This window comes from Pseudomonas graminis, from assembly GCF_001705435.1.
Lineage (GTDB): Bacteria > Pseudomonadota > Gammaproteobacteria > Pseudomonadales > Pseudomonadaceae > Aquipseudomonas > Aquipseudomonas graminis_B.
Window position 1 is genome coordinate 20,338 of sequence record NZ_MDEN01000061.1, and the last position, 21,565, is coordinate 41,902.

A 21,565-nucleotide genomic window follows, 5' to 3' on the forward strand; every position below is an offset into this window, starting at 1 on the left:
CTGACGCCGGTCGCGCCCACCACGAGCGGCTTGCAGCTGCGCGTTGCCGAATTCAGCGCAACCGGGCCGCGGGCGGAGAATCAGGACGCCATTCGCGTGGTAACTCCTGCTCCGGCGCTGGCGGCCAGCAAGGGGTACCTGTTCGCCCTCGCCGACGGCGTCAGTCAATGTGCCGACGGCGGACTGGCGTCCCGGGCCACGCTGCAGGCGCTGGCCATGGATTACTACGCAACCCCGGAAACCTGGAGCGTCGCCCAAGCCCTCGACCGCCTGCTGCTGGCGCACAATCGCTGGCTGCTGGCCAACGGCTTATTGACCACGCTGAGTGCGCTGGTCCTGCGCGGGCGTCGCTTCACCCTCGCCCATGTCGGCGACTGTCGCGTGTATCGCTGGCACACAGGGCAGCTCCAGCGCATCAGCCAGGACCACGTCTGGGAACAGCCGGACATGCAACACGTGCTGAAACGCGCGCTGGGTCTGGATCAATACGTGGTCATGGATTACCTCGACGGCGAACTGCGCCAGGGCGAGCGCTTGCTGCTGGTGAGCGACGGCGTGTGGGCAACGTTGGGCGATGAACGAATCGCCTCGATTCTCAACGAACAGGCCGATCTGGATACGACAGTCCGAACGCTGATCAACGCCGCTCATCTGTCTGGCAGTGCCGATAACGCGAGCGCGTTGCTGATTCAGGTCGATCAGTTGGGCTCCGACAGCCTGGGCGAAACGCTGCTGCAACTTCAGCAATGGCCTGTCCCGCCCCTTCTCAAGGCAGGCCAGACGTTTGAAGGTTGGCAAGTCGAGACACGTTTGAGCGACTCGCGACAGTCCCTTGTGTATCGCGTACGCGACAGCCAGCAGCAACATTGGTTATTGAAGACGCTGCCGCCTTCTCGCTTTGACGAGGCCGGCGCGGCGAAGGCTTTGCTGCTGGAGGAGTGGTTCTTGCGTCGCGTCGCGGGTCGCTTCTTTCCAGCCCTGCACCCCCTCGGCCAGCGCCAGCATCTGTACTACGTGATGCGTGAGTACTCCGGCCAGACCCTGGCTGAAATCTTCGATCAGGAAGGGCCAATGGCGCTGTCGCCGTGGCTGAGTCTGGCCCGGGAACTGATCGCTGCCGTCGGTCTGCTGCACCGGCGCAACATCATCCATCGAGACATCAAGCCTGAGAATCTGCTGCACGAGCGGGCGGGAGGTTTACGCATTCTGGATTTCGGGCTTGCCTACAGCCCGGGCCTATCAGTGGATCAAAGCGGCGATGTACCCGGCACCCCCAGCTTTATGGCCCCTGAAGCCTTCGACGGCGCAGAGCCAAGCCCAGACTTTGATCTGTATGCCGCCAGCGTCACGCTGTACTTCCTGCTGACCGGCCACTACCCCTACGGCGAGATCGAGCCCTTTCAGCGCCGCCGCTTCGGTAATCCGCTGCCCGTCAGCCGTTACCGACCGGATGTCCCGGAGTGGCTGGATCAGCATCTGCAGCGCGCCCTGCAAGCTGATCCGCAGAGGCGCTTCGAGACCGCAGAGCACTGGCTCGTGCACTTTCAACAGGGAGAGCTTTCGCCGCTGAATACACGTACGACACCACTGCTGGAGCGTGAGCCCCTCAAGGTCTGGCGCGCAGTGGCCTTGTTGTCGCTGCTGATCAATCTGGTTTTGTGGGTGCTGCTGGTCAAACGATAGTGCGGACTTAGTCGTTTAAGTGGATCCGCTTAGAGGGATCCAGTGTGACCCCGGTCTCTTTGCTTAGACGGCCGGACAGCGAATCAGGGGGGACTGCGGGGTTAAATCGCAGGCAAAGAAAAACCCGGCCTGAGCCGGGTTTTTCGTGAAGCGAGGCTAATTACTTAGCTTGGGCTTCTACTTGTGCTTCTACGCGACGGTTTACAGCGCGGCCAGCGTCAGTTGCGTTGTCAGCAACTGGGCGGGATTCGCCGTAGCCAACCGAGTTTACGCGGTTAGCGCCAACACCGTACTGGTTAACCAGAACTTGCTTAACGGCGTTTGCACGACGCTCGGACAGCTTCTGGTTGTAAGCGTCAGGACCGACGGAGTCAGTGTGACCTTCAACAGTGGTGGTGGTCTGTGGGTACTGCTTCATGAAGTCAGCCAGGTTCTTGATGTCGCCGTAGCTGTTTGGCTTCACAACCGACTTGTTGAAGTCGAATTTAACGTCCAGCTCAACACGTACGACTTCAGCAACAGCTGGGCAGCCGTTAGCGTCAACAGTCACGTTTGCCGGGGTGTCCGGGCACTTGTCAACGTTGTCGCAGACGCCGTCGTTGTCGCTGTCGGAGCACACTTCAGCTACTGGAGCTGGTGCTGCTTCAACTTTCTTCGAACCGCCGCCGAAGTTCACACCGATACCGACGCTTGGCGCCCACTCGGTGTCGCCTTGGTCGATGTTGTACTGAGCTTCAACGCCAGCACGGGCATAGAAGTTGTCAGTGAAGTACAGCTTGGCACCGCCGCCGATGTTGGCGAAGGTGGAGCGGTTACGACCGTTGCTGCCGTTCTGATCGATGCTCTGATCGGAGAAACCAGCCGAAACGTATGGACGCAGCATGTCGCCCGGGTTGTTGAAGTGGTACAGAGCGTCCAGAGCGGTGTTCGCGCCCTTGATGTTCTGGCCATTGTCGCTACGGACGTTGTGCACTTCGTCATAGCCCAGACGCAATTCAACGTCGTCGGTCAGGAAGTAGCCAACAGAACCGCCGAACAGGTTGCCGTCGTTTTTGAAGTTACGAGCGCTGTCGAACTGTTCTTTCTTGGCGAAGCCTTCGATTTCGACTGCGCCTTGGCCTTGAGCCAGAGCGCCGAACGAAGTTGCGGCAACAATAGTACCAATGGCCAAGCCCAAGGTGTTTTTCAGTTTCATCCGTTAAATCCCCATCTGGTGATTGTAAAGCAGTCCCCCTTAGCGAGAGACAACTCGTCGGCAAGTCTATCAGAACTTGCCTGCTCGTTAGAGATATTTGCACCGAGTTAAGTTTCGGTAACGCCTGCAAATTTCTCACGTAATTTATCAAGTGCCCGTTTGTAACGCATTTTCGTGGCACTCAGGCCCATGTGCATGATGTCTGCGATCTCCTGAAATTCCAGCTCTGCGACAAATCGTAGCACCAGAATTTCCCTGTCGATCGGGTTCACATGCACAAGCCAACGATCAAGCCCGCCCTTTTCTTCTGGTTTCGGCGTCTTTTCTTCCGACGCTTCCTCGAGGGGGTCAAGACTCAAAGCGTCCAGTAACCGACGCTTTCGCCGCTCCTTCCTGTACTGCGTGATGCATTCGTTGTACGTGATGCTGTAGAGCCAGGTTTTGAACTTCGATTTACCCTCGAAGTTCTTCAAGCCATACAACACCTTAAGCATCACTTCCTGACAGACATCATCAGCATCGCGATCGTTCCCCAGATACCGTGCGCAGACGTTAAAAAGTGTCCGCTGGTAACGACGCATCAGCTCTTCGTAGGCACGCGTCACATGAAACAGCTCGGCGTGCGAACGCGCAACCAGCTCCTCATCGGAGAGCTCGCGTGGGTCGTAGCGCAGAGAGGGCGTTTGAACGTTATTCAAAACAAGTCGTGCCGACAGTCGGGTAGATGTCCGCCGCGCCCGGGAATCGCCCGGGTTTTGCGGCGGCATACATTAGCAGATTCGCCGGCTCAACGGCTGCTCACTCGCTGCTCGAGGAGGACCCGGTTGGACATCGATACCAACTCGCCTTCCTCGGTCAGCAGGGTGGTCTTCACCGTGCCAATTTCTTCGATCTGCCCTTCGACCTCTCCAACGCGCACTTGTTGCCCTACCTGGTACAACTCACGTACATAAATTCCTGCCAGGATCTGGCTCGCGATCTCGCGACTTCCCAGACCCATGGCCAGCGCAACGGCCAGACCAACGGTAATCAATCCGATAACGATCACATGGTTCAGCAGGTCGGTCTTGACCTCCAGCTGACTGATCGCCACCGAAATACTGATGATGATCACCAGCCACTGGGCGATTCGCCCCAGGCCAGCCGAGTAATCCAGGCCTACGCCTTCCGCAGCGCCGCGAACAATACCGTTGACTAACTGCGCGAGCAAGACCCCGACCAGCAGCACCAGTGCAGCGCCGAACACCTTCGGCAGGTACAGCGCCAGCATGTCCAGCGTCGCGGAAACCCGCTCCAGCCCCAGCGATTCTGCCGCCGACACCAGAAAAATCAAGAGCACGAACCAGTAAACGATCTTGCCGATCAGCGTCGATATCGGGACCTGAATACCCGCGCGGCTGATCAGCTTTGTCAACCCGGTGCCGCCCATCAGGCGATCCAGACCGAGCTTGGCCAACAACTTGGAAAGCAGGGTATCGAGCAGCTTTGCCACCACGAAACCCAGAAGCACCACGACCAGCGCGCCGAACAGATTCGGGATGAAGTTCGCGACTTTGGTCCACAACGCAGTCATTGCAGTAACCAGGCTCTGCGTCCAGAGATCCAATTCCATATTCAATCAGCCTTGTCTTGTACACCGGTCCCGGCAAACGCAGTACCGGTACCTTTCGCCTTGCGGCGGGAAACGGGTGAAACGTGGGCGGAGCCGTTATTCACGGCAATCATCAAAGCCTGCGTGCAACGACCCAGAAGACTGAACAGATCACCGGCGCCGACCTGACGGTTGGCGGTCTTCAACACTCGGCCCAGAACGGCATCATCGTCCCGGCTGCTGGACGAAGCGTTGAGCATGTCGCGCAGTGATTCTTCAAACGGGTCGTGCATAGGCACCTCACGCAATATCACTGAAAGACGCAGCCAATTCTGCTGGAGTCACACGACACTCGTGTGCGCCTTCCGTTTTTTTACACTCACACCCACCGCAATCGCTTGAACAACCACATTTGCCCCACCGCGACGGCCAGCATCAACAGGCAGGCGTACATAAATCCGTAGGGGTTTTCCGATCCCGGGATGCCTCCCACGTTGATACCCAACAAACCGGTCAGGAAGCTCATCGGCAGGAAGATGCCGGTGATGACTCCAAACCGATAGACGGTCCTGTTCATGCGCTCGTTGCGGCGTCTGTCTTCGGCCTCAAGCACAAGCCCCACGCGCTCTTTGGTCAGTTCCAGCTCTTCGAGATAGCGTGTCAGGCTGTTGTTCAACTCGTTCCAGTAATCGGCGTCATCCTCCACAAACCACGGCATCTTGCTGCGCGTCATCTGGGCGTAGATCTCCCGCTGCGGCGCCAGGAACCTTCGCAGCCCCGCCGCTCGCCGACGGATGTGCACCATGTTGCCGTGCTCGGGCAGATACCGTTCGTCGGCATCTATGCGCTCTTCCATGTCATCGACCAGTTCTGTGAGCTCGCCCACCACCGCTTGAACCTTGTCGGTGAGGAACTGAGCCAGATACAACAGCAATTCCGAGGCTGTTTTCGGGCCCTTGCCTTCATCCAATGACGCGATCAGTTCGTCGGTTGCCCGCAGCGAACGAAGGCGCAACGAGATAACGCGCTGGGCGGCGGCAAAAATACGCACCGACACCATGTCTTCGGGCTCGGCGCCAGGGTTCAGGTTGATCCCGCGCAGAAACAGCAGCAATTCGTCGTCCGGCAAGGCCAGCAGCCGTGGCCGGGTGTTCTCTTCCAGCATCAGGTCACAGACGAACTCGCTGAGACCGCTGGTCTTGCGCAACCACGTCTGGGTCTGCGGATGGCTGCGGTCCCAGTGGAGCCACACACTTTCGTGGGGCTCCAATTGAAGGCCATCCAGTGCAGTGCGGGGGATTGAACGCGCCCCGCCCTTTCCGTCCAACACGAGGGCATGAACCAGCCCCCACTGCGCGTTTGTTTCGTCGAACATTCGTGTCCTTGCTGAGTGAATCGCTAACCGCGTAAAGAATAATCAGTCCGGCATTTTCAGTGCGCTGGGCGAGACGATGATGCCGTTGTTGTCGGCATAGATGAATTCGCCCGGCTTGAAGGTCACACCGCCGAAGCTCACCACCGTGTTCAGATCACCCAGGCCGCGTTTTTCAGTCTTGAGCGGGTGACTGGCCAATGCCTGCACACCCAGATCGGTCTGCGCGAGGACGTCGACGTCACGCACGCAGCCGAAAATCACCATGCCCTCCCAGCCGTTTTTCGCCGCCTTCTCCGCGATCATGTCGCCGAGCAGTGCGCAGCGCAGAGAGCCACCACCGTCCACGACCAGGACTTTGCCGTGCCCAGGCTGGTCAGCCTGCTCACGCACCTTCGAATTGTCTTCGAAGCACTTGAGCGTGACGATCTCGCCACCAAATGAATCACGGCCACCAAAATTGCTGAACATCGGCTCTACCACCTGAATCAGCTCAGGGTAGGCGTCGCACAAGTCCGGGGTGATGTAGTGCATGGGTAACTCCTGTCAGGAAAGCTCTGTGATGAGGGTAGACAGCCACTAGGATAGACGGCTACGAGAATAGACGGTCTGTTTGAACGACCGACGCTCCCCGCGCATTGCATCCTTATATAGCACCTCATGGCGCACAGAAAAATCTGACCAACGAGTCGCCACCTGCCGTTCGGCCCCGGTGTCGAGAATGGGTGCAGCTTAGCGCCAAGTCAGCGCCCAAGGAATGGGTGAAACCGCGACTATGACGGAGTTGCCATCATGTTCAGCGTTGATTCAGCCTTTGCCACCGGAACATGGCGATTCAGCCAGTCCGCCACGCGCGGCCACACCTGGGTTTGCGCGGCTTTGCTGACCAGCATCGGCACGTGGCCGAAGTCTTCGCTGAAGCCCTGTTCGCGGCCCAGGACGAGAAACGTCTTGTCGTCGCTGCCGAAGCGCTCGAAGAGCTCGCGGCAGGCCCATTCCGGGTCCTGATGATCGCCAGCGCCAGCCACGCACAGCAGCGGGACCGTGACCTGTTGCAGCCCGGCCCACCAGTCATCCTTCTTGTGGCCGAAGCTGCCGAACAGGCCGCGCCAGCGCATGTTCTCCAGAAGGACGCCCATGGGTTCGTCTTCCGGGCCACGCTTGAAACGCGGGCCCGAAACGTGCTCGAAGCGCTTGAGCAGCAGCCGTGCGACCCATTGCAGCGGCGGCACTTTGAGCGGCCAGTGGCTGCGGGTGACCTGACTGCCGAACAACGCCACCGACGCGGCGTCGTCCGTCGTCAGGTAGTGCCCGCCCAAAGCCGCAGCGAGGGTCGTGCCGCCCAGGGAATGGCCGATCCAGTGGGGCGCCTCGCCAGTCTGCTCGCGCACGAACCCGGCGATGGCCGGCAAGTCAAAGCGCGCATAGTCAGCGACGCCGTTGGATTTATACGCGCTGTTACGCGCCGACAGGCCGTGCCCGCGCATTTCCGGGATCCACACATCGAACCCGGCACGGGCCAGATAAGCGCCCAGTCCGATGCCTTTGGGGGAATACCAGAAGCGTCGATTGGAAAAGCTGCCGTGCAGCAGGACCACCGGCACGCCTCGGGCATCGGGGGCGGACACAAGACCCAGCCGGGTGACGGCGATTTCGACGGTGAAATCCGGGCTGTTGCCGGGCTTCAAACGGTAGACGTCCTCGGTCAGGTCGCCACGACGCTCGGCACTGATCAGGGCCACGGGGAAGAGATGACTGCTGCTTTGCATGGTGCTTTTGCTGGATGCTCTTGGTGGAGGGGGAACGGCGGTTGGGCGAGACAGCAAGTTGACGCTACCAGCGCGCTGAAAATCACCCACAAAAAAGGGCGGATTCGTTAAAGAACCGCCCTCTCGGGAAACCGGCCCATTGAAACGGGCCGGCATCTTACTCGATCTGCATCAGGTTGGAGCGTCCTCTTCGGACAGGAAGAACCAGGTCTCCAGTACCGAATCAGGATTGAGGGACACGCTTTCGATGCCTTGCTCCATCAACCAGCGCGCGAGATCCGGATGATCGGACGGGCCCTGGCCGCAAATGCCGATGTACTTGCCGGCCTTGTTACAGGCCTGAATGGCGTAGGACAGCAGCTTCTTGACCGCAGGGTTACGCTCGTCAAACAGGTGGGCGATGATCCCGGAGTCACGGTCCAGCCCCAGGGTCAGCTGGGTCAGGTCGTTGGAGCCGATGGAGAAGCCGTCGAAGAATTCGAGGAATTCATCGGCCATCAGGGCGTTGGACGGCAGCTCGCACATCATGATCACGCGCAGACCGTTCTCGCCACGGGCCAGCCCGTTTTCGGCGAGCAGATCGATGACCTGACTCGCTTCGCCCAGGGTGCGCACGAACGGCACCATGATTTCGACGTTGGTCAGGCCCATCTCGTTGCGCACACGCTTGAGGGCACGGCACTCCAGCTCGAAACAGTCGCGGAAGTTTTCGCTGATGTAACGGGACGCGCCACGGAAGCCCAGCATCGGGTTTTCTTCTTCCGGCTCGTAAAGCTTGCCGCCGATGAGGTTCGCGTATTCGTTGGACTTGAAGTCCGAGAGGCGCACGATGACTTTCTTCGGCGAGAACGCCGCCGCCAGGGTGCTGATGCCTTCCACCAGCTTCTCGACGTAGAAACCGACCGGATCGTCGTAACCGGCGATGCGTTTGTCGACGCTTTCCTTGATGTCCTGAGGCAGGTTGGCGTAGTTCAGCAGCGCCTTGGGGTGCACGCCGATCATGCGGTTGATGATGAATTCCAGACGCGCCAGGCCGATGCCGGCGTTGGGCAACTGGGCGAAATCAAACGCGCGGTCGGGGTTGCCGACGTTCATCATGATTTTGAACGGCAGGTCAGGCATGGCGTCGACGGAGTTCTGCTTGATGTCGAAGCCCAGCTCGCCTTCGAAGATGTAACCGGTGTCGCCCTCGGCGCAAGACACGGTAACGCCCTGACCTTCCTGCAACAACTCCGTGGCGTTGCCGCAACCCACTACCGCCGGAATGCCCAGCTCGCGAGCGATGATCGCCGCGTGGCAGGTGCGCCCGCCGCGATTGGTGACGATGGCGCTGGCGCGCTTCATCACCGGTTCCCAGTCCGGGTCGGTCATGTCGGAGACCAGTACGTCGCCGGGCTGGACCTTGTCCATCTCGGACACGTCCTTGATGATCCGCACCTTGCCGGCGCCGATGCGCTGGCCGATGGCGCGGCCTTCCACCAGAACGGTGCCCTTCTCTTTCAGCAGATAGCGTTCCATGACATTGGACGAGCTGCGGCTTTTCACGGTCTCTGGACGCGCCTGCACGATGTACAGCTTGCCGTCATCGCCGTCTTTCGCCCACTCAATGTCCATCGGGCACTGATAGTGTTTTTCGATGATCATCGCCTGGCGTGCCAGGTTGCTGACTTCCTCGTCGCTGAGGCAGAAACGCGCGCGATCGGCCAGGTCAACGTCGATGGTCTTGACCGATTTGCCGGCCTTGGCTTCTTCGCCGTAGATCATCTTGATCGCCTTGCTGCCCAGGTTGCGGCGCAGGATCGCCGGGCGACCGGCTTCAAGGGTGTTTTTGTGAACGTAGAATTCGTCCGGGTTGACCGCGCCCTGTACGACGGTCTCGCCCAGGCCGTAGGCACCGGTGATGAAGACGACATCGCGGAAACCGGATTCGGTGTCCAGGGTGAACATAACGCCTGCGGTGCCGGTTTCAGAACGCACCATGCGCTGCACGCCAGCGGACAGCGCCACCAGCTTGTGGTCGAAACCCTGATGCACGCGGTAGGAAATGGCGCGGTCGTTGAACAGCGACGCGAAGACTTCTTTGGCCGCGCGGATCACGTTTTCCACCCCACGGATGTTCAGGAAGGTTTCCTGCTGACCGGCGAAGGAGGCGTCCGGCAAATCTTCTGCGGTGGCGGAGGAGCGCACGGCAACCGCGATGTCCGGGTTGCCCGCCGACAGCGCGGCGAAAGCGGTACGGATTTCGGCGTTGAGCTGCTCGGGGAATTCAGCCTCCATGATCCACTGACGGATTTTCGCGCCGGTTCTGGCCAGCTCGTTGACGTCGTCAACGTCCAGAGCGTCGAGGGCCTGATGGATCTGATCGTTCAGGCCACTCTGCTCGAGGAAATCACGGTAGGCCTGAGCGGTAGTGGCAAAGCCACCGGGAACGGACACGCCTGCGCCCGCCAGGTTGCTGATCATCTCGCCGAGGGATGCGTTCTTGCCCCCCACGTGCTCAACATCATGTTTGCCGAGCTTATCGAGGGAAACTACGTACTCTACCAAGGTGATCTCTCCACTAACCGGTTATTGTTGGGAACGCTTTTGGTGCGGGAATCGCGGCGATTGAAAACAGGTAGAATGCGGCCAGTCATGGCCCGCAAGCCGGCCTATCATATCCACAAATTGTCTTCAGCTTAAGGCCCCGGGGCGCAAATGAAACGATCCGCTTTTTTCATCTCCGATGGCACCGGCATCACCGCCGAAACCCTTGGCCAGAGTCTGCTAGCGCAATTTGAAAACATTACATTCAACAAGTTCACGCGGCCCTATATCGACAGCGTCGAGAAGGCGCGGGCCATGGTGCAGCAAATCAACAAGGCCGCCGAGAAGGACGAAGCCCGTCCGATCATTTTCGACACCATCGTCAACCAGGACATCCGCGAGATTCTCGCGACCTCAGACGGCTTCATGATCGATATCTTCTCGACCTTCCTCGCCCCGCTGGAGCTGGAGCTTAGTTCACACTCGTCCTACTCGGTGGGGAAATCCCACTCGATCGGGCACAACTCCAACTACATGGAGCGGATCGAGGCGGTGAACTTTGCGCTGGACAACGACGACGGCGCCAGAACCCATTACTACGACAAGGCCGACATCATCCTGGTGGGTGTGTCGCGCTGCGGCAAAACCCCGACCTGCCTGTACATGGCCATGCAATTCGGCATCCGTGCGGCCAATTACCCGCTGACCGAAGACGACATGGAGCGCCTGCAGCTGCCCCCTGCGCTGAAACTGCACCGGGACAAACTGTTCGGCCTGACCATCGATCCCGACCGCCTCACCGCGATCCGCCACGAACGCAAACCCAACAGCCGCTACGCCAGCTACGCCCAGTGCGAGTTCGAAGTGCGCGAAGTCGAGGGCCTGTTCCGCCGCGAAAACATCCCGCACATCAATTCCACGCATTTTTCGGTGGAGGAAATCTCGGCGAAGGTGCTGGTGGAGAAAGGCGTGGAGCGGCGGTTTAAGTAGCTGCGCAGCGGCAAGTTTGAAGCTGCAAGCTGCAAGTTGGCCGGAGCAGGCCATGCGCTCCGGTCAGAAGCTGTTGCCCGGCACTCGCACCCATCCTTCCATCAAGACCCGCGCACTGCGGCTCATGATGGCTTTTTTGACTTGCCATTCGCCGTCGACCAATACCGCTTCAGCGCCGACACGCAGGGTTCCGGAAGGATGGCCGAAGCGCACGGCACTGCGCTCGCCGCCGCCCGCTGCCAGATTGACCAGCGTTCCGGGAATCGCGGCTGCCGTGCCGATGGCCACTGCTGCGGTGCCCATCATCGCGTGGTGCAGCTTGCCCATGGACATGGCGCGCACCAACAGATCGGTGTCTGCGGTGGTGACCCGTTTGCCGCTGGAAGACAGGTAGTCCGCAGGCGCGGCCACGAACGCTACTTTGGGCGTGTGCTGACGCGTCGCTGCCTCCTCGACCGTGCCGATCAGCCCCATGCGCAAGGCGCCATAGGCCCGGATCGTTTCGAACATGCTCAGGGCCTTCGGATCGCTGTTTATTGCGTCTTGCAATTCGCTGCCGGTGTAGCCGATGTCCCGGGCGTTGACGAAAATCGTCGGGATGCCGGCATTGATCATCGTCGCCTTGAACGTCCCCACGCCCGGCACTTCAAGCTCGTCCACCAGATGGCCGGTGGGGAACATCGAGCCGCCTGCGCCCTCCTCGTCTGCGGCAGGGTCCATGAATTCCAGCTGCACTTCCGCCGCCGGAAAGGTCACGCCGTCGAGCTCGAAATCGCCGGTTTCCTGCACCGCGCCGTCGGTCATCGGCACGTGGGCGATGATGGTTTTGCCGATGTTGGCCTGCCAGATGCGCACCACCGCCACGCCGTTCCAGGGAATGCGCGCCGGGTCAACCAGACCGTTGCTGATCGCGAACGGGCCGACTGCCGCTGACAGATTGCCGCAATTGCCGCTCCAGTCGACGAAGGGCTTATCGATGGCCACTTGACCAAACAGGTAATCGACGTCGTGATCGGCTTTCTCGCTCTTTGACAGGATCACCGTTTTGCTGGTGCTTGACGTCGCGCCGCCCATGCCATCGATCTGCTTGGCGTAGGGGTCGGGGCTGCCGATCACCCGCAACAGCAAGGCATCACGGGCCGCACCGGGGGTTTGCGCGGCTTCAGGCAGGTCGTCCCGGAGGAAAAACACGCCCTTGCTGGTGCCGCCGCGCATATAGGTCGCGGGAATCTTGATCTGTGCGGTGGAAGCCATCAACTGCTCCTTCTTTATATAGAGCGCGCGTCATAAAGAGCGCGCGTCGGCTCAGGCGACGGCGGAGGATTCGAGGAAGTCCTGGGCGAAGCGTTGCAGCACGCCGCCGGCCTCGTAGATCAACACCTCTTCCCCCGTGTCGAGACGGCAGGTCACCGGCACCTCCACACGCTCGCCATTCTTGCGCTGGATGATCAGCGTCAGCGTTGCGCCCGGCGTACGCGCGCCGATCACGTCGAAGGTTTCAGTACCGTCGATACCCAGGGTCAGGCGATTGGTGCCCGGTTTGAACTCCAACGGCAGCACGCCCATGCCCACCAGATTGGTGCGATGGATACGCTCGAAGCCCTCGGCGACGATGACTTCAACGCCCGCCAGACGCACGCCCTTGGCGGCCCAGTCCCGGGACGAACCCTGACCGTAATCGGCGCCGGCAATGATGATCAGGGGCTGCTTGCGCGCCATGTAGGTTTCGATGGCCTCCCACATCCGCGTGACCTGGCCTTCCGGTTCGATCCGCGCGTAGGAACCCTGCTTGACCTTGCCGTTCTCCACCACCATTTCATTGAACAGCTTGGGGTTGGCGAACGTGGCGCGCTGGGCCGTCAGGTGATCGCCGCGATGGGTGGCGTAGGAGTTGAAGTCCTCTTCCGGCAGGCCCATTTTCTCCAGGTATTCGCCAGCGGCGCTGTCGAGCATGATCGCGTTGGAGGGCGACAGATGATCGGTGGTGATGTTGTCCGGCAGCACCGCCAGCGGACGCATGCCCATGAGGGTTCGTTCGCCGGCCAGGGCGCCTTCCCAATACGGCGGGCGACGAATGTAGGTGCTCATCGGGCGCCAGTCGTAAAGCGGCGCGACTTTCGGGCCGGTGTCTTCGTGGATGGCGAACATCGGGATGTACACCTGACGGAACTGCTCCGGCTTGACCGAGGCCTTCACCACCTGGTCGATCTCGGCGTCGCTCGGCCAGAGGTCTTTCAGGTGGATTTCTTCGCCGTTGGGGCCGAGGCCCAGCACGTCTTTCTCGATATCGAAGCGGATTGTTCCGGCGATGGCGTAGGCCACCACCAGCGGCGGCGAGGCGAGAAACGCCTGCTTGGCGTAAGGGTGAATGCGCCCGTCGAAGTTGCGGTTGCCCGACAACACCGCCGTGGCGTACAGGTCGCGGTCGATGATTTCCTGCTGGATCACGGGATCCAGCGCGCCGGACATGCCGTTGCAGGTGGTGCAGGCGAACGCGACGATGCCGAAACCCAGTTGCTCCAGCTCGCCGGTCAGCCCTGCTTCATCCAGGTACAGAGCGACGGTTTTCGAGCCCGGCGCCAGGGACGACTTCACCCAGGGTTTGCGCGTCAGCCCCAAACGATTAGCGTTGCGCGCCAGCAAACCTGCGGCGATGACGTTGCGCGGGTTGCTGGTGTTGGTGCAGCTGGTGATGGCGGCGATGATCACCGCGCCATCCGGCATTTCGCCCGGGGTCTCCTGCCACGGCGCCGCGATGCCTTTGGCGGCCAGATCGGCCGTGGCTACACGTGCATGGGGGTTGGACGGCCCGGCCATGTTGCGCACCACGCTGGACAGGTCGAAACGCAGGACGCGCTCGTATTCGGCGGTGGTCAGGCTGTCGGCCCAGAGCCCGGTGTGGCGGGCGAAGGTCTCGACCAGCTGCACTTGCTGATCTTCGCGGCCGGTCAGCCTGAGGTAGTCGATGGTCTGTTGATCGATGCTGAACATGGCCGCGGTCGCGCCGTATTCCGGGGCCATGTTCGAGATGGTCGCGCGGTCGCCGAGGGTCAGCGCGCGGGCGCCCTCGCCGTAGAACTCCAGGTACGCGCCGACGACCTTTTGCTGACGCAGGTATTCGGTGAGCGCCAGCACCACGTCGGTGGCGGTAATGCCTGGCTGCGGACGGCCCGACAGTTCGACGCCGATGATGTCCGGCAGGCGCATCCACGAGGCGCGGCCGAGCATGACGTTCTCGGCTTCCAGGCCGCCGACGCCGATGGCGATGACGCCCAGCGCATCAACGTGAGGGGTGTGGCTGTCGGTGCCGACCAGCGTGTCCGGGAAGGCGACGCCGTTCAGCGTCTGGATCACCGGTGACATCCGCTCCAGATTGATCTGATGCATGATGCCGTTGCCCGGCGGGATCACTTCGACGTTCTTGAAGGCCTGCTTGGTCCAGTTGATGAAGTGGAAACGGTCTTCGTTGCGACGGTCTTCAATCGCCCGGTTCTTGCTGAAGGCATCCGGGTCGTAGCCCCCGCATTCGACCGCCAGCGAGTGGTCGACGATCAACTGCACGGGCACCACCGGATTGACCTGCGCGGGGTCGCCGCCCATGTCGGCGATGGCGTCGCGCAAGCCGGCCAGGTCGACCAGTGCGGTCTGGCCAAGGATGTCGTGGCAGACCACGCGCGCGGGAAACCATGGGAAATCGAGGTCGCGCTTGCGTTCGATCAGTTGTGTGAGCGAGGCTGTCAGCGTCGTCGGATGGCAACGGCGCACCAGGTTTTCGGCGAGCACGCGGGAGGTGTACGGCAGCGTGGCGTAGGCACCGGGCTTGATCCCATCGACCGCCGCGCGGGCGTCGAAGTAATCCAGCGCCGTGCCGGGCAGCGATTTGCGGTATTCAGTGTTCATCGTCAGGACTCGATCACGGAAAAGTTACGGGTGGAGAGCCCCGTGGAACTCTCCTTTGCCCATCAGCGCTGTTCGATGGGCACGAATTTGCGCTGTTCGACGCCGATGTATTCGGCGCTCGGTCGGATGATGCGGTTGTTGGCGCGCTGTTCGAACACGTGGGAGGCCCATCCGGTCAGGCGCGAGCAGACGAAGATCGGGGTGAACAGCTGAGTCGGGATGCCCATGAAGTGGTACGCCGAGGCGTGGTAGAAGTCGGCGTTGGGGAAGAGTTTCTTCTGCTCCCACATGGTCTTGTCGATGGCTTCGGAGACCGGAAAGAGCACCGTGTCGCCCACCTCCTCCGCGAGCTTTTTCGACCAACCCTTGATCACCTCGTTACGCGGGTCGTTGTCCTTATAGATCGCGTGGCCGAAGCCCATGATCTTGTCCTTGCGTTCGAGCATCGCCAAAGTGCCCTTCGTCGCTTCTTCGGCGGAGGCGAATTTCTGGATCATCTCCATCGCCGCTTCATTGGCGCCGCCGTGCAATGGCCCGCGCAGGGTGCCGATGGCCGCTGTGATGCAGGAAAACAGGTCGGACAGGGTCGATGCGCAAACTCGCGCGGTAAAGGTCGAGGCGTTGAATTCGTGCTCGGCGTAGAGAATCAGCGACACGTCCATGACCTTGCGGTGCAGTTCGCTCGGCGCCTTGTCCAGCAGCAGCTTCAGGAAGTGTCCGGCAATGGACACCTCGTCGGTGACGCAGTCGATGCGCTTGCCTTCGTGGCTGAAGCGGTACCAGTAGCACATGATCGCCGGGAACGCGGCCAGCAGCCGGTCGGTGGAATCGAGCTGCTGGGCGAAGCTGGCTTCGGGCTCGAGATTGCCGAGCATCGAGCAGCCGGTGCGCATCACGTCCATGGGGTGGGTGTCGGCGGGAATGCGCTCCAGCACTTCTTTCAACGCCTGGGGCAGGTCGCGCAGGCCCTGGAGTTTCTTCAGGTAGCCGTCGAGCTGCGCCTGGGTTGGCAGATCGCCGTACAGCAACAGGTACGCGACCTCTTCGAATCGGGCGTCGGCGGCGAGTTCACGCACGTCGTAGCCGCGGTAGGTCAGCCCGGCGCCGGCCTGGCCGACGGTGGACAACGCGGTCTGCCCGGCCACCTGGCCTCGCAGGCCTGCGCCGCTCAATACTTTTGCTTCAGCCATTGCTGTCTCCAGTCTTGTAGTTGTGTGGGAATCGGCAATTCGTTTGCGGCTTTTCTACGGTTTCTTCTGCGCAAACAGCGCATCGAGCTTCTGCTCGAACGCGTGGTAGTCGATGCGCTCGTACAACTCCATCCGCGTTTGCATGGTGTCGATCACGTTCTTCTGGGTGCCGTCGCGACGAATCGCCGTGTAGACGTTTTCCGCCGCTTTGTTCATTGCCCGGAACGCCGACAGTGGATACAGCACCAACGCCACTTCAGCGGACCTCAGCTCGTCGGTGGTAAACAGCGGCGTCGAGCCGAATTCGGTGATGTTGGCGAGGATCGGCGCCTTTACCCGCGAGGCAAACAGCTTGTACATCTCAAGCTCGGTGATCGCTTCCGGGAAGACCATGTCCGCGCCCGCCTCGATGCACGCTGCGGCGCGGTCCAGTGCGGATTCAAGGCCCTCAACCGCCAGCGCATCGGTGCGCGCCATGATCACGAAACTGTCGTCGGTTCGCGCATCCACCGCCGCCTTGATGCGATCGACCATCTCCTGCTGCGAGACGATTTCCTTGCCGGGCCGGTGACCGCAGCGCTTGGCGCCGACCTGGTCTTCGATGTGCATCGCCGCCGCGCCGAACTTGATCATCGACTTGACCGTGCGCGCCACGTTGAACGCCGAAGCACCGAAACCGGTGTCGACGTCCACCAGCAGCGGCAGGTCGCATACGTCGGTGATGCGGCGCACGTCGGTGAGTACGTCGTCCAGGCCGGTAATGCCGAGGTCCGGCACCCCCAGCGAACCCGCCGCGACACCGCCGCCGGACAGGTAAATCGCCTTGAAGCCCGCCCGTTGCGCCAAGAGCGCGTGGTTGGCGTTGATCGTGCCGACCACTTGCAGCGGATGTTCACTGGCGACAGCGTCACGGAAGCGTTGGCCGGGAGTGGTGCTTGTGGTCATTGTTCACCTCGGGCAGTGGCAGCGTGAAAGCGCTGCTCAATATTGCGTTTGGACGCGGCAATGTGTCGGCGCATCAACAGCTCGGCCAGCTCACCGTCACGCTCGGCGATGGCGTCGAGAATACGGTGATGCTCGGCGAACGCCTGGCGCGGACGATTGGGCGTCGTCGAGAACTGGATGCGGTACATGCGCACCAGTTGGTAGAGGTCATCGCAGAGCATCTGGGTCAGCGTGCTGTTACGCGCGCCCTGAATGATCCGGTAATGAAAGTCGAAGTCGCCTTCCTGCTGGTAATAGCCGACGCCGGCCTGAAAGGCGCTGTCACGCTCATGGGTTTCCAGCACGCGGCGCAGTTCGTCGACCTCTTCAACCGTCATGCGCTCGGCGGCGAGGCGACAGGCCATGCCTTCAAGGGATTCGCGGATTTCATAGAGCTCGACCAGCTCGGCATGGCTCAGGGAAACCACGCGAGCGCCGACGTGGGGCACGCGGACCAACAGGCGCTGGCCTTCAAGCCGGTGGATGGCCTCGCGCAATGGCCCACGGCTGATGCCGTAGGTGCGCGCCAGCTCGGGCTCGGAGATCTTGCTGCCGGGGGCGATGTCGCCCTTGACGATGGCCGCCTGTATGCGGCGAAAGACGTTCTCGGACAGGGTCTCGGCATCGACCGGCGAAGCAGGGAGAATGTCTGCGGCATCCAACATTGTTGACACCTGAAGAGTGAATGCCAGTAAATCTAGCGAAACACGGCTATTACGTCAAAGCTAAATGATTGATTGTCGACAATCGTCTAATGGCGACACGTTCTGGCGAAGTGTCTGACGGCACCTGTCCGCGCCGCCCCTCGGTCGCGCCACAAAAGCTTCATGCTAGAATGCCGGCCGCTCCAGCCCCCAAGGGGCAGCAAGCGGCTTTCGCAGGATCGGCACCCTTGGTCAAACCAAAACCCGATTTCGGCGTCAAAGCAGCTCTTTCACTTTTCATCGCGCCTGGACTTATGAGCCGCCACCCTCTTCTCTTCCTCTTATCCCTGTACCTGCCGGGCCTTTTTCTGCCCGGGGTTTTTCTCCCCAGTCTGGCCTTAGCCGCTGAAAAGACCGTCTATGGCCTGAACGAATACGCGGAGCTTGCCGACATCGACCTGCAGGTTGCCGCCAAACTGGACACCGGCGCCAAAACCGCCTCCCTGAGCGCCCGAGACATCAAACGCTTCAAGCGCAATGGCGAATCCTGGGTGCGTTTTTACCTGGCCATCGACGATGCCCACGAACACCCCATCGAACGTCCCCTGGCCCGGGTCAGCAAGATCAAGCGCCGCGCCGGCGACATCGACGCCGATGACGACAAGAAGTACACCGCCCGCCCGGTCATCAGCCTGGATGTCTGCATGGGCGGGGCGCTGCGCACCATAGAAGTGAACTTGACCGACCGCAGCGCATTCCAATACCCGCTTTTGATTGGCTCCGAAGCCCTCAAGCACTTCGATGCGCTGGTTGATCCAAGTCTGAAATACGCAGCCGGCAAGCCTGCCTGCGTCACCGATGCTCAAACCGCAGAGTAACGACATGCGCTCTCTTACCCTCCATCTGAAAATCCTGATCGCGACCCTCGTCACGCTGGGCATCGCGATCACGGCTTACCAGATATTGGTGCTCGGCATTCCGGTGACCGAAGACGAAACCGACGACCTGTGGAACATCGACGCCAAGGTCGAGTTCGTCGCCAACCCCAAGGACACGGTCAAGGTGCAGATGTACGTGCCACCACTGTCCCGGGATTACATCAGCCTCAATGAAAGCTTCATCTCCAACAACTACGGCGTGAACGTCAATCGTGCCGACGGCAACCGCAAGGTCACCTGGTCCGCGCGCCGGGCCAACGGCAATCAGACGTTGTACTACCGGCTGGTGTTGACCAAGCGCTACAGCGGCGAGAAAGCCAAGATCAAAGGGCCGATCTTCCGCGACAGCATCGTTGTGGAAGGCCCGGAAAAAATCGCCGCCGACGCGCTGCTTGCGCCGATCCGGCAACATTCCGCCGACGTCGAAACCTTCGTCAGCGAAGCCATCAAGCGTGTCAACAATCTGAGCGACGACAACGTCAAGCTGCTGCTGGCCGGCGACACGTCGGTGCAGAACAAGGCGCGGATCACTGAAACCCTGCTGTCCATTGCCCACGTGCCGGTGGAGAAAGCCCATACCATTCGCCTGGTCGCCGATCAGCCGCAGTCACCCGAACTGTGGCTGCGCAGCTTCAATGGCAAGGACTGGCTGTATTTCAATCCGGAAACCGGTGAAGCGGGCCTGCCCCAGGACCGCCTGCTGTGGTGGATCGGCAACGACAACCTGATCTCCGTGGAGGGTGGCAAAAAAGCCACCGTGAGTTTCAGCCTGAACAACAGCGAGATGAACGCGATTCGTCTGGCCAAGCTGACCGATGAAAGCACCGACGCCGACTTCCTCGAATACTCGCTGTACAGCCTGCCGCTGCAAACCCAGCAGACCTTCATGATCATGGTGATGATCCCGATCGGCGTGCTGGTGATCCTGATCCTGCGCAACCTCGTAGGCCTGCAGACGCTGGGGACCTTCACCCCGGTGCTGATCGCGCTGGCGTTCCGCGAGACCCAGCTGGGCTTTGGCATCGTGCTGTTCACCATCATCACGGCGCTGGGCCTGTCCCTGCGCTCGTACCTCGAACACCTGAAGCTGCAAATGCTGCCGAGGCTGTCGGTGGTGCTGACCTTCGTCGTGGTGCTGATTGCCGCCATCAGCCTGTTCAGTCACAAGCTGGGCCTTGAGCGCGGGTTGTCGGTCGCGCTGTTCCCGATGGTGATTCTGACCATGACCATCGAACGCCTGTCGATCACCTGGGAAGAACGCGGCGGCGGCCATGCGATGAAGGTCGCCATTGGCACGCTGTTCGCGGCGTCCCTGGCGCACATCATCATGAGCATCCCGGAGTTCATCTACTTCGTGTTCACCTTCCCGGCCATCCTGCTGATCCTGGTGGGTTTCATGCTGGCGATGGGGCGTTATCGCGGTTATCGGCTGACCGAACTGGTCCGCTTCAAGGCCTTCCTCAAGGAAGACGCCGAGCGGGAAACCCATAAATGATCGGCTGGTGGAAAACCTGGAAGGCGCTGGAAGCCAAGGGGATCATGGGCATCAACCGGCGTAACGCCGACTACGTGCTCAAGTACAACAAGCGCAGCCTCTACCCCATCGTCGATGACAAGATCATCACCAAGGAGCGGGCGATCGCGGCGGGCATTCACGTGCCCGAGATGTACGGGATCATTTCCACCGAGAAGGAAATCGACAAGCTCGACACGATCATCGGCGGGCGCAGCGATTTCGTCATCAAGCCGGCCAAGGGTGCAGGCGGCGACGGCATTCTGGTCATCGCCGACCGATTCGAAGAGCGTTTCCGCACGATTTCCGGGCGCATCATCAGCCACGACGAAATCGAGCATCAGATTTCCAGCATTCTCACCGGGCTGTATTCCCTGGGCGGCCACCGTGATCGCGCGCTCATCGAATACCGGGTTACGCCGGACCAGATTTTCAAGAGCATCAGTTACGAGGGCGTACCGGACATCCGCGTGATTGTGCTGATGGGGTACCCGGTGATGGCGATGCTGCGCCTGCCCACCCGGCAGTCCGGCGGCAAGGCCAACCTGCACCAGGGCGCCATCGGTGTCGGCGTCGATCTGGCGACCGGCCTGACGCTGCGCGGCACCTGGCTGAACAACATCATCAGCAAGCACCCCGACACCACCAACGCGGTGGATGGCGTGCAGCTGCCGAACTGGGACGGTTTCATGAAGCTCGCGGCAGAGTGCTACGAGCTGTGCGGCCTGGGTTATATCGGCGTCGACATGGTGCTGGACCAGGACCGCGGGCCGCTGATTCTGGAGCTGAATGCGCGGCCGGGGCTGAACATCCAGATCGCCAATGACTGCGGGCTGACTCACCGGACCGTGGCGGTGGAAAAGCGCCTCGAAGAGCTGGCGGCGGACGGTGTTCAGGAGAGCCCGGAAGAGCGGGTCAAGTTTGCCCAGGGGTTGTTTGGGCACGTTTGAGTTGTGTCGATTGATCAGGCTGATCGGTGTTCGCCGACAAACTGATGGCGATCACACCGGCCCCTTCCCGGCTAAAGCCGTTCCCACCAGGCAGCGCGTGCGGTCAATGGAATTGGCTGAAATGCCGACTGTGGGACCGGCTTTAGCCGGGAAAACGTCACGCGCCACACCGCAAAACGAATGGCGCCCCCACCGGCCCCTTCCCGGCTGAAGCCGGTCCTACCAAGCACCGCACACATTCGTAGGACCGGCTTTAGCCGGGAAGGCGTCAGGCGGCACACCGCAAAATTCAGCCCAATATTCCCGCCCACAACCTCCTG

The 21,565-nt window shown here is 61.0% G+C and carries 18 protein-coding genes; 5 read left to right on the forward strand and 13 right to left on the reverse strand.

The window, feature by feature from the left end; genetic code table 11:
* Nucleotides 1–30: 30 nt before the first annotated feature.
* Nucleotides 31–1,683: a bifunctional protein-serine/threonine kinase/phosphatase gene (locus tag BBI10_RS10775; RefSeq protein ID WP_065988740.1), complete on the forward strand. Its 1,653-nt coding sequence runs from the start codon at nucleotides 31–33 to the stop codon at nucleotides 1,681–1,683.
* A gap of 160 nt (nucleotides 1,684–1,843) precedes the next feature.
* Here the strand turns inward: BBI10_RS10775 and BBI10_RS10780 are convergent, their stop codons facing one another.
* The 8 genes from BBI10_RS10780 to ppsA all read right to left on the reverse strand — a co-directional run bounded on the left by BBI10_RS10780 (nucleotide 1,844) and on the right by ppsA (nucleotide 10,157).
* Nucleotides 1,844–2,878 (reverse strand): OmpA family protein, encoded by a 1,035-nt coding sequence (locus tag BBI10_RS10780; protein WP_065988496.1) that lies wholly within the window; start codon nucleotides 2,876–2,878, stop codon nucleotides 1,844–1,846.
* A gap of 107 nt (nucleotides 2,879–2,985) precedes the next feature.
* The gene (gene sigX / locus BBI10_RS10785; RefSeq protein ID WP_065988497.1) at nucleotides 2,986–3,576 is read right to left on the reverse strand and encodes an RNA polymerase sigma factor SigX; all 591 of its coding nucleotides are present in this window, start codon (nucleotides 3,574–3,576) and stop codon (nucleotides 2,986–2,988) included.
* Nucleotides 3,577–3,665: 89 nt separating this feature from the next.
* Nucleotides 3,666–4,490, reverse strand: coding sequence for a mechanosensitive ion channel family protein (locus tag BBI10_RS10790; RefSeq protein WP_065988498.1), 825 nt, complete (start codon nucleotides 4,488–4,490; stop codon nucleotides 3,666–3,668).
* A 2-nt stretch (nucleotides 4,491–4,492) separates the two neighbouring features.
* Nucleotides 4,493–4,762: a CrfX protein gene (locus tag BBI10_RS10795; RefSeq protein WP_065988499.1), complete on the reverse strand. Its 270-nt coding sequence runs from the start codon at nucleotides 4,760–4,762 to the stop codon at nucleotides 4,493–4,495.
* A gap of 86 nt (nucleotides 4,763–4,848) precedes the next feature.
* Entirely contained in the window at nucleotides 4,849–5,844 is a 996-nt protein-coding gene (locus BBI10_RS10800; RefSeq protein ID WP_065988500.1) for a zinc transporter ZntB, read from the reverse strand.
* A 42-nt stretch (nucleotides 5,845–5,886) separates the two neighbouring features.
* Nucleotides 5,887–6,375, reverse strand: a complete 489-nt coding sequence (gene rraA, locus BBI10_RS10805; RefSeq protein ID WP_065988501.1) for a ribonuclease E activity regulator RraA — start codon at nucleotides 6,373–6,375, stop codon at nucleotides 5,887–5,889.
* A gap of 239 nt (nucleotides 6,376–6,614) precedes the next feature.
* The gene (locus BBI10_RS10810; RefSeq protein ID WP_065988502.1) at nucleotides 6,615–7,610 is read right to left on the reverse strand and encodes an alpha/beta fold hydrolase; all 996 of its coding nucleotides are present in this window, start codon (nucleotides 7,608–7,610) and stop codon (nucleotides 6,615–6,617) included.
* Nucleotides 7,611–7,781: 171 nt separating this feature from the next.
* On the reverse strand, nucleotides 7,782–10,157 hold the full coding sequence (gene ppsA, locus BBI10_RS10815) for a phosphoenolpyruvate synthase (protein WP_065988503.1): 2,376 nt from the start codon (nucleotides 10,155–10,157) through the stop codon (nucleotides 7,782–7,784).
* Nucleotides 10,158–10,307: 150 nt separating this feature from the next.
* On the opposite strand from ppsA, the gene ppsR reads away from it, so the two are divergent.
* Nucleotides 10,308–11,126: a posphoenolpyruvate synthetase regulatory kinase/phosphorylase PpsR gene (gene ppsR / locus BBI10_RS10820; RefSeq protein WP_065988504.1), complete on the forward strand. Its 819-nt coding sequence runs from the start codon at nucleotides 10,308–10,310 to the stop codon at nucleotides 11,124–11,126.
* A gap of 63 nt (nucleotides 11,127–11,189) precedes the next feature.
* Here ppsR and prpF read toward each other — a convergent pair whose 3' ends face one another.
* The 5 genes from prpF to BBI10_RS10845 all read right to left on the reverse strand — a co-directional run bounded on the left by prpF (nucleotide 11,190) and on the right by BBI10_RS10845 (nucleotide 17,865).
* Nucleotides 11,190–12,380 carry a 2-methylaconitate cis-trans isomerase PrpF gene (gene prpF, locus BBI10_RS10825; protein WP_065988505.1) on the reverse strand — a complete coding sequence of 397 codons (1,191 nt, stop codon included), beginning with the start codon at nucleotides 12,378–12,380 and terminating at the stop codon, nucleotides 11,190–11,192.
* Nucleotides 12,381–12,431: 51 nt separating this feature from the next.
* Nucleotides 12,432–15,026, reverse strand: coding sequence for a Fe/S-dependent 2-methylisocitrate dehydratase AcnD (acnD, locus tag BBI10_RS10830; RefSeq protein ID WP_065988506.1), 2,595 nt, complete (start codon nucleotides 15,024–15,026; stop codon nucleotides 12,432–12,434).
* Between the two features lie 62 nt (nucleotides 15,027–15,088).
* Nucleotides 15,089–16,216 carry a bifunctional 2-methylcitrate synthase/citrate synthase gene (prpC, locus tag BBI10_RS10835; RefSeq protein WP_065988507.1) on the reverse strand — a complete coding sequence of 376 codons (1,128 nt, stop codon included), beginning with the start codon at nucleotides 16,214–16,216 and terminating at the stop codon, nucleotides 15,089–15,091.
* A gap of 54 nt (nucleotides 16,217–16,270) precedes the next feature.
* Nucleotides 16,271–17,161, reverse strand: a complete 891-nt coding sequence (prpB, locus tag BBI10_RS10840) for a methylisocitrate lyase (RefSeq protein ID WP_065988508.1) — start codon at nucleotides 17,159–17,161, stop codon at nucleotides 16,271–16,273.
* Entirely contained in the window at nucleotides 17,158–17,865 is a 708-nt protein-coding gene (locus tag BBI10_RS10845; protein ID WP_065988509.1) for a GntR family transcriptional regulator, read from the reverse strand. Before BBI10_RS10845 ends, prpB begins: the two co-directional genes overlap by 4 nt.
* Nucleotides 17,866–18,158: 293 nt before the next feature.
* Between BBI10_RS10845 and BBI10_RS10850 the strand changes: the two genes are divergently transcribed.
* The 3 genes from BBI10_RS10850 to BBI10_RS10860 are packed head-to-tail and all read left to right on the forward strand — an operon-like array spanning nucleotide 18,159 to nucleotide 21,245.
* Complete coding sequence (locus tag BBI10_RS10850) at nucleotides 18,159–18,722, forward strand: ATP-dependent zinc protease family protein (protein WP_083233081.1); 564 nt, start codon at nucleotides 18,159–18,161, stop codon at nucleotides 18,720–18,722.
* Nucleotides 18,723–18,726: 4 nt separating this feature from the next.
* Nucleotides 18,727–20,277: an inactive transglutaminase family protein gene (locus BBI10_RS10855; RefSeq protein WP_065988742.1), complete on the forward strand. Its 1,551-nt coding sequence runs from the start codon at nucleotides 18,727–18,729 to the stop codon at nucleotides 20,275–20,277.
* Nucleotides 20,277–21,245, forward strand: coding sequence for an alpha-L-glutamate ligase-like protein (locus BBI10_RS10860; protein ID WP_167355790.1), 969 nt, complete (start codon nucleotides 20,277–20,279; stop codon nucleotides 21,243–21,245). Before BBI10_RS10855 ends, BBI10_RS10860 begins: the two co-directional genes overlap by 1 nt.
* Nucleotides 21,246–21,565: the final 320 nt, after the last annotated feature.

What these genes read in the sequence shown, in the direction of transcription:
- prpF (WP_065988505.1), bottom strand. Translation starts at nt 12,380, where the DNA reads ATGGCTTCCACCGCACAGATCAAGATTCCCGCGACCTATATGCGCGGC.
- ppsR (WP_065988504.1), top strand. Translation starts at nt 10,308, where the DNA reads ATGAAACGATCCGCTTTTTTCATCTCCGATGGCACCGGCATCACCGCC.
- acnD (WP_065988506.1), bottom strand. Translation starts at nt 15,026, where the DNA reads ATGAACACTGAATACCGCAAATCGCTGCCCGGCACGGCGCTGGATTAC.
- BBI10_RS10850 (WP_083233081.1), top strand. Translation starts at nt 18,159, where the DNA reads ATGAGCCGCCACCCTCTTCTCTTCCTCTTATCCCTGTACCTGCCGGGC.
- BBI10_RS10795 (WP_065988499.1), bottom strand. Translation starts at nt 4,762, where the DNA reads ATGCACGACCCGTTTGAAGAATCACTGCGCGACATGCTCAACGCTTCG.
- BBI10_RS10845 (WP_065988509.1), bottom strand. Translation starts at nt 17,865, where the DNA reads ATGTTGGATGCCGCAGACATTCTCCCTGCTTCGCCGGTCGATGCCGAG.
- rraA (WP_065988501.1), bottom strand. Translation starts at nt 6,375, where the DNA reads ATGCACTACATCACCCCGGACTTGTGCGACGCCTACCCTGAGCTGATT.
- prpC (WP_065988507.1), bottom strand. Translation starts at nt 16,216, where the DNA reads ATGGCTGAAGCAAAAGTATTGAGCGGCGCAGGCCTGCGAGGCCAGGTG.
- prpB (WP_065988508.1), bottom strand. Translation starts at nt 17,161, where the DNA reads ATGACCACAAGCACCACTCCCGGCCAACGCTTCCGTGACGCTGTCGCC.
- BBI10_RS10800 (WP_065988500.1), bottom strand. Translation starts at nt 5,844, where the DNA reads ATGTTCGACGAAACAAACGCGCAGTGGGGGCTGGTTCATGCCCTCGTG.
- BBI10_RS10855 (WP_065988742.1), top strand. Translation starts at nt 18,727, where the DNA reads ATGCGCTCTCTTACCCTCCATCTGAAAATCCTGATCGCGACCCTCGTC.
- BBI10_RS10780 (WP_065988496.1), bottom strand. Translation starts at nt 2,878, where the DNA reads ATGAAACTGAAAAACACCTTGGGCTTGGCCATTGGTACTATTGTTGCC.
- BBI10_RS10790 (WP_065988498.1), bottom strand. Translation starts at nt 4,490, where the DNA reads ATGGAATTGGATCTCTGGACGCAGAGCCTGGTTACTGCAATGACTGCG.
- BBI10_RS10810 (WP_065988502.1), bottom strand. Translation starts at nt 7,610, where the DNA reads ATGCAAAGCAGCAGTCATCTCTTCCCCGTGGCCCTGATCAGTGCCGAG.